This window comes from Citrobacter sp. Colony219 (assembly GCF_019382635.1).
In the GTDB taxonomy this organism is placed as follows: Bacteria; Pseudomonadota; Gammaproteobacteria; order Enterobacterales; family Enterobacteriaceae; genus Citrobacter; species Citrobacter youngae.
Genome location: NZ_CP080033.1, coordinates 1,235,019 through 1,239,813, shown reverse-complemented (window position 1 = coordinate 1,239,813; position 4,795 = coordinate 1,235,019). Strand labels below are relative to the sequence as shown.

General features: G+C 53.2%; 7 protein-coding genes. 3 read left to right on the top strand and 4 right to left on the bottom strand.

The genetic code is table 11. The annotated features are described in order from the left end of the window. Nucleotides 1-102 precede the first annotated feature (102 nt). Complete coding sequence (proS, locus tag JTI85_RS05410) at nucleotides 103-1,821, top strand: proline--tRNA ligase (protein WP_219352224.1); 1,719 nt, start codon at nucleotides 103-105, stop codon at nucleotides 1,819-1,821. Nucleotides 1,822-1,864: 43 nt separating this feature from the next. Here proS and nlpE read toward each other — a convergent pair whose 3' ends face one another. From nlpE to JTI85_RS05395, 3 genes are read right to left on the bottom strand one after another with little or no spacing between them, the layout of a single operon-like run. Beyond that, nucleotides 1,865-2,563 carry an envelope stress response activation lipoprotein NlpE gene (gene nlpE, locus JTI85_RS05405; protein WP_105242149.1) on the bottom strand — a complete coding sequence of 233 codons (699 nt, stop codon included), beginning with the start codon at nucleotides 2,561-2,563 and terminating at the stop codon, nucleotides 1,865-1,867. A gap of 31 nt (nucleotides 2,564-2,594) precedes the next feature. Then, complete coding sequence (arfB, locus tag JTI85_RS05400) at nucleotides 2,595-3,017, bottom strand: alternative ribosome rescue aminoacyl-tRNA hydrolase ArfB (RefSeq protein WP_200037463.1); 423 nt, start codon at nucleotides 3,015-3,017, stop codon at nucleotides 2,595-2,597. Next, entirely contained in the window at nucleotides 3,014-3,559 is a 546-nt protein-coding gene (locus JTI85_RS05395) for a YaeQ family protein (protein WP_116360698.1), read from the bottom strand. The genes arfB and JTI85_RS05395 overlap by 4 nt, the downstream gene beginning before the upstream one ends. Nucleotides 3,560-3,747: 188 nt before the next feature. On the opposite strand from JTI85_RS05395, the gene JTI85_RS05390 reads away from it, so the two are divergent. After that, entirely contained in the window at nucleotides 3,748-3,948 is a 201-nt protein-coding gene (locus JTI85_RS05390) for a YaeP family protein (protein WP_005132083.1), read from the top strand. After that, nucleotides 3,935-4,195 (top strand): Rho-binding antiterminator, encoded by a 261-nt coding sequence (gene rof / locus JTI85_RS05385; protein ID WP_048212636.1) that lies wholly within the window; start codon nucleotides 3,935-3,937, stop codon nucleotides 4,193-4,195. Before JTI85_RS05390 ends, rof begins: the two co-directional genes overlap by 14 nt. 63 nt (nucleotides 4,196-4,258) lie before the next feature. Here the strand turns inward: rof and tilS are convergent. Next, a partial coding sequence (gene tilS / locus JTI85_RS21275) for a tRNA lysidine(34) synthetase TilS (protein WP_255575191.1) occupies nucleotides 4,259-4,795 on the bottom strand: 537 nt, incomplete at its 5' end.

Below are 4,795 nucleotides of genomic sequence, written 5' to 3'. Positions count from 1 at the left end.
TACTCTTTTGACATCCCTTTCTCGCTGGTAAACTAAACCACTTTTGTTTTGTGTCAGGCTGGCATCCAGCCTGTTCGATCGTTCAACTGGAACCGTAACAACATGCGTACTAGCCAATATCTGCTCTCCACTCTGAAGGAGACACCTGCCGACGCCGAAGTCATCAGCCACCAGCTGATGCTGCGCGCCGGGATGATCCGCAAGCTGGCCTCCGGGTTATACACCTGGCTGCCGACCGGCGTGCGCGTCCTGAAAAAAGTCGAAAACATCGTGCGTGAAGAAATGAACAACGCCGGTGCGATCGAGGTGTTGATGCCGGTCGTTCAGCCTTCTGAACTGTGGGAAGAGAGCGGTCGTTGGGAACAGTACGGCCCGGAACTGCTGCGTATCGCAGACCGTGGCGATCGTTCATTCGTACTCGGCCCAACGCATGAAGAAGTCATCACCGACCTGATCCGTAATGAGCTGAGCTCTTACAAACAGCTGCCGCTGAACTTCTATCAGATCCAGACGAAATTCCGTGACGAAGTTCGCCCACGATTCGGCGTGATGCGTTCCCGCGAATTCCTGATGAAAGATGCGTACTCTTTCCATACTTCTCAGGAATCTCTGCAGGAAACTTACGACGCGATGTATGCCGCGTACAGCAAAATCTTTAGCCGTATGGGCCTGGATTTCCGCGCAGTACAGGCTGATACCGGATCTATCGGCGGTAGCGCTTCTCACGAATTCCAGGTACTGGCACAGAGCGGCGAAGATGACGTTGTATTCTCCGACAGCTCCGATTTTGCTGCCAACATCGAATTTGCTGAAGCCGTTGCGCCGAAAGAGCCGCGCGCAGCAGCAACTCAGGAAATGACGCTGGTTGATACTCCGAACGCCAAAACCATCGCCGAACTGGTTGAGCAGTTCAACCTGCCTATCGAAAAAACCGTGAAAACCCTGCTGGTGAAAGCGGTTGAAGGTAGCAGCTACCCGCTGGTTGCTCTGCTGGTTCGCGGCGATCACGAGCTGAACGAAGTCAAAGCAGAAAAACTGCCGCAGGTTGCCAGCCCGCTGACTTTTGCTACTGAAGAAGAAATCCGTGCCGTCGTGAAAGCAGGTCCGGGTTCGCTCGGTCCGGTGAACATGCCGATTCCCGTAGTTATCGACCGTACCGTTGCGGTAATGAGCGATTTTGCCGCCGGCGCCAACATCGACGGTAAGCACTATTTCGGTATTAACTGGGATCGTGATGTTGCAACTCCGGAAGTGGCAGATATCCGTAACGTGGTCGCAGGCGATCCAAGCCCGGATGGCAAAGGTACACTGCTGATCAAACGCGGTATCGAAGTCGGCCACATCTTCCAGTTGGGTACCAAGTACTCTGAAGCGATGAAAGCCGCCGTACAGGGCGAAGATGGTCGTAACCAGATCCTGACCATGGGTTGCTACGGTATCGGGGTCACTCGCGTGGTTGCTGCTGCTATTGAGCAGAATTTTGACGATCGCGGCATTGTATGGCCAGACGCCATCGCACCGTTCCAGGTCGCTATTCTGCCGATGAACATGCACAAGTCCTACCGCGTGCAGGAACTGGCTGAGAAGCTGTACGCTGAGCTGCGCGCACAGGGCATCGAAGTGCTGATGGACGATCGTAAAGAGCGTCCGGGCGTGATGTTTGCCGATATGGAGCTGATCGGTGTTCCGCACACTATCGTGCTCGGCGACCGTAACCTCGATAACGATGATATTGAATACAAATATCGTCGTAACGGCGAGAAACAGCTGATTAAAACCGGCGACATCGTTGACTTCCTGGTGAAAGCCATTAAAGGCTAATACCAGCAAAAGGCCCTGAGGATCAGGGCCTTTTTTACATCAATTAATTACATCCTTTACCGGGGATAAATTTCGCATCTTTATCCGCCATCAGCGTTTTCACTTTCTCGCCAGTGTCCGGGTTCGCCTCCATTGTGAAATGCGCTTCCAGCGTCAGCAATACAGATTGCCCGTTTTCCGCGCGCGCGGCTAAATAGTCCCGCTCAAGCTGGGCGTTATTCGCCACTGGCATCCGCTTACCCGTTGCGCAGTCGGTAAAGATTGCCGCATCAGCCATATAGAAGTACATTCCCCGCATCGGCATTGGCGTCACCGGTAAACTGGCGGAAACTGGCTGGAGGGTGTAGTTGAACTGCGACTCTATCGGATTACCTTCACGATCGAGCATTTCCAGCGCCTCGCCTTTTGCCCGGTAGTACGACTTTTCACCTTTGCTGTCGGTCAGCACCAGCTTATCAGCCGTACGCGCCCACGAGCCATATGAAGCAAACGAAGACGGTTCATCACGTACGCCCTGATAGCGTTCGTTCATTACCCATGTTCCATCTTTTTCCAGGAACAAAGAAGTTTCAATCCCTTCGCAGTCAGCGCAAGGCAAGATGCCACGCCAGCTTTGCTGCATCGGTTTTAATTCTGCCGCTTGCGTCGGTTGCAAAGCATCGACTTCAGAGCGGTTGTTACAGCCGATCAAGGCAAAGAGTGTAAATACAGCTGCTAATGACAGTATTGCTGTTTTCACCACAGATTCCTTCTCAATATTGTATTCCCATTCGTCAGTCCTGTGGGCGACGAACTCTCCCGCGCAGTGCCTTCACAGTGGATTTTTGCGCCTTCGATGACAACCTGCGCTCTTTCGAGGCGCGTGTAGGGCGAGTTGCCTGTCGGCTTTTTTGCACTGCGGTTAATTCTTTTATCACCGCCACCAGTCGGGAGATTGCCGCTTCCCGGTTCAACTCCTGGCTACGGTATTCCTGCGCCTTAATAATAATCACGCCATCGCCTGTAATCAGATGATGACTGGCAGCCAACAGGCGTTCCTTGTAATACTCTGGCAGGCCAGAGGCCCGAATGTCAAAGCGCAAATGGATAGCCGTCGAGGTCTTATTAACGTGCTGACCGCCCGCGCCCTGTGCCCGAATCGCCGTGATTTCCAGCTCGTTATCTGGGATAGAGACATTTCGGGAGATAACAATCATGAACGCGGCTGCCACGTGGTCAGGTGAATTTCCAGATTATTCTGAGAATCAGACAGCCAGATAGCGCCATCCTGAATAGTCGCCTGTAGCGCCATTGTACGACCGGCAAAGTCACTCAGTTGCGCCAGTTGTTCATCATCCAGATACCACACGGTAAGATTCTTAAACTGCGCGCATTTGCTTTGGTTCTGCTGCCACCAGATTTGCGCTGCACGGCTGTTATAGGCAAACAAAGCGACTTCAGCAGACTGGGTACACGCCTTCTTAATGCGACGCTCATCCGGCAAGCCGAGTTCAATCCAGAGATCAATGCCCAGGTGGTCGTTGCGCAACCATGCTTCGGGTTCGTCTTCAGCGCTTAAACCCCGCGTGAATTGCAGCCGCTCGTCAGCATATTTAATCCATGCCAACAGACGCAACATCATGCGCTCCTGGGTTTCAGAGGGGTGACGCGCCAGCGTCAAGGCCGCGTCAAGGAACTGGTTGCGGTCAAGATCCGCTACGTTGACGACGGCTTTATAGATTGTCGCTTTAAGCGCCATGGGAGAACTCCTTTTGAATCAGGCAGCCATTGTAGCGAAAACTGCGGCAAAAGGCTGCTAACTGCTCCTCTATCAAGGCGCTGATATTGCTTGAATGAGTATGGTATAGTCACCTTGCTAAACAGAGTTTATCTTCGTAGGCTTAGACTTGCATCCACGGTTAAGTCAGAGTGCTGACAGGAGGGCATGTGGAAAAATATTGTGAGTTAATACGCAAGCGGTACGCGGAAATCGCCAGCGGAGACTTAGGGTATGTCCCGGATGCGCTGGGTTGCGTATTGAAGGTACTTAATGAAGTGGCGGCAGACAGCGCCCTTTCAGAGTCGGTCAGGGAAAAGGCGGCCTATGCTGCCGCGAACTTACTGGTGAGCGATTATGTCAATGAATGAAACGTATCAACCCATCAACTGCGATGATTACGACAATCTTGAACTCGCCTGCCAGCACCATTTGTTACTGACGCTGGCACTAAAAGATGGCGAAGTTTTGCAGGCGAAAGCAAATGACCTGGTTTCCCGCAAAAATGTGGAATATCTGGTCGCCGATGTTTCGGGTGAAACCCGTGAGCTTCGCCTCGACAAAATTGCCAGCTTCAGCCACCCGCAGATCGGTACCGTGGTGGTCAGCGAATCTTAACTTTTTTTCGCCTTATCCGGCCTACTTTCCATGTGATACGTAGGCCTGTTAAGCGCAGCACCATCAGGCATGCCATACCAGACTCACGCCTTCTTCGCCTTCCGCCGCCCCCTCACGCGTCACGAAAACACCCGCAGCCGCAATCAACGTTTCGCCGTAAAACAGCAGCGGTGTGATATCTCGTCGCCAGGGCGGGATCCCCTGCTCCTGCCAGATTTTCTTTAATTTCCGTCCGCCGTTACGCCCGACAATATGCAATACCCCTGGCGCTTTAAAACGGATACTGACGACTTCATCCGCTTGCGGCAAGCGCAAATCACCCGCAGAGATTAACTGAACCGAACCCAATCCGGCAGGCAGCGCCAACGGTGTTTTCCACTCTAACCACGGGATAACAGTTTCGCTTTGCCCATCGACTGATTTCACCCACCACAGCTGTGACTGATAACGACGGACCTCGTACTCCCCGAGGCGAAAACTTGGTGACGCATCTTCCCGCGCCAGCGCCACTTCCTGCCAGATACGTTCCAGCCCATCACGGGAAGGCATCGGCGCATTTAACCCCGCCAGCCAGCGACGAAGCAGCGCGGCACGTCGTAC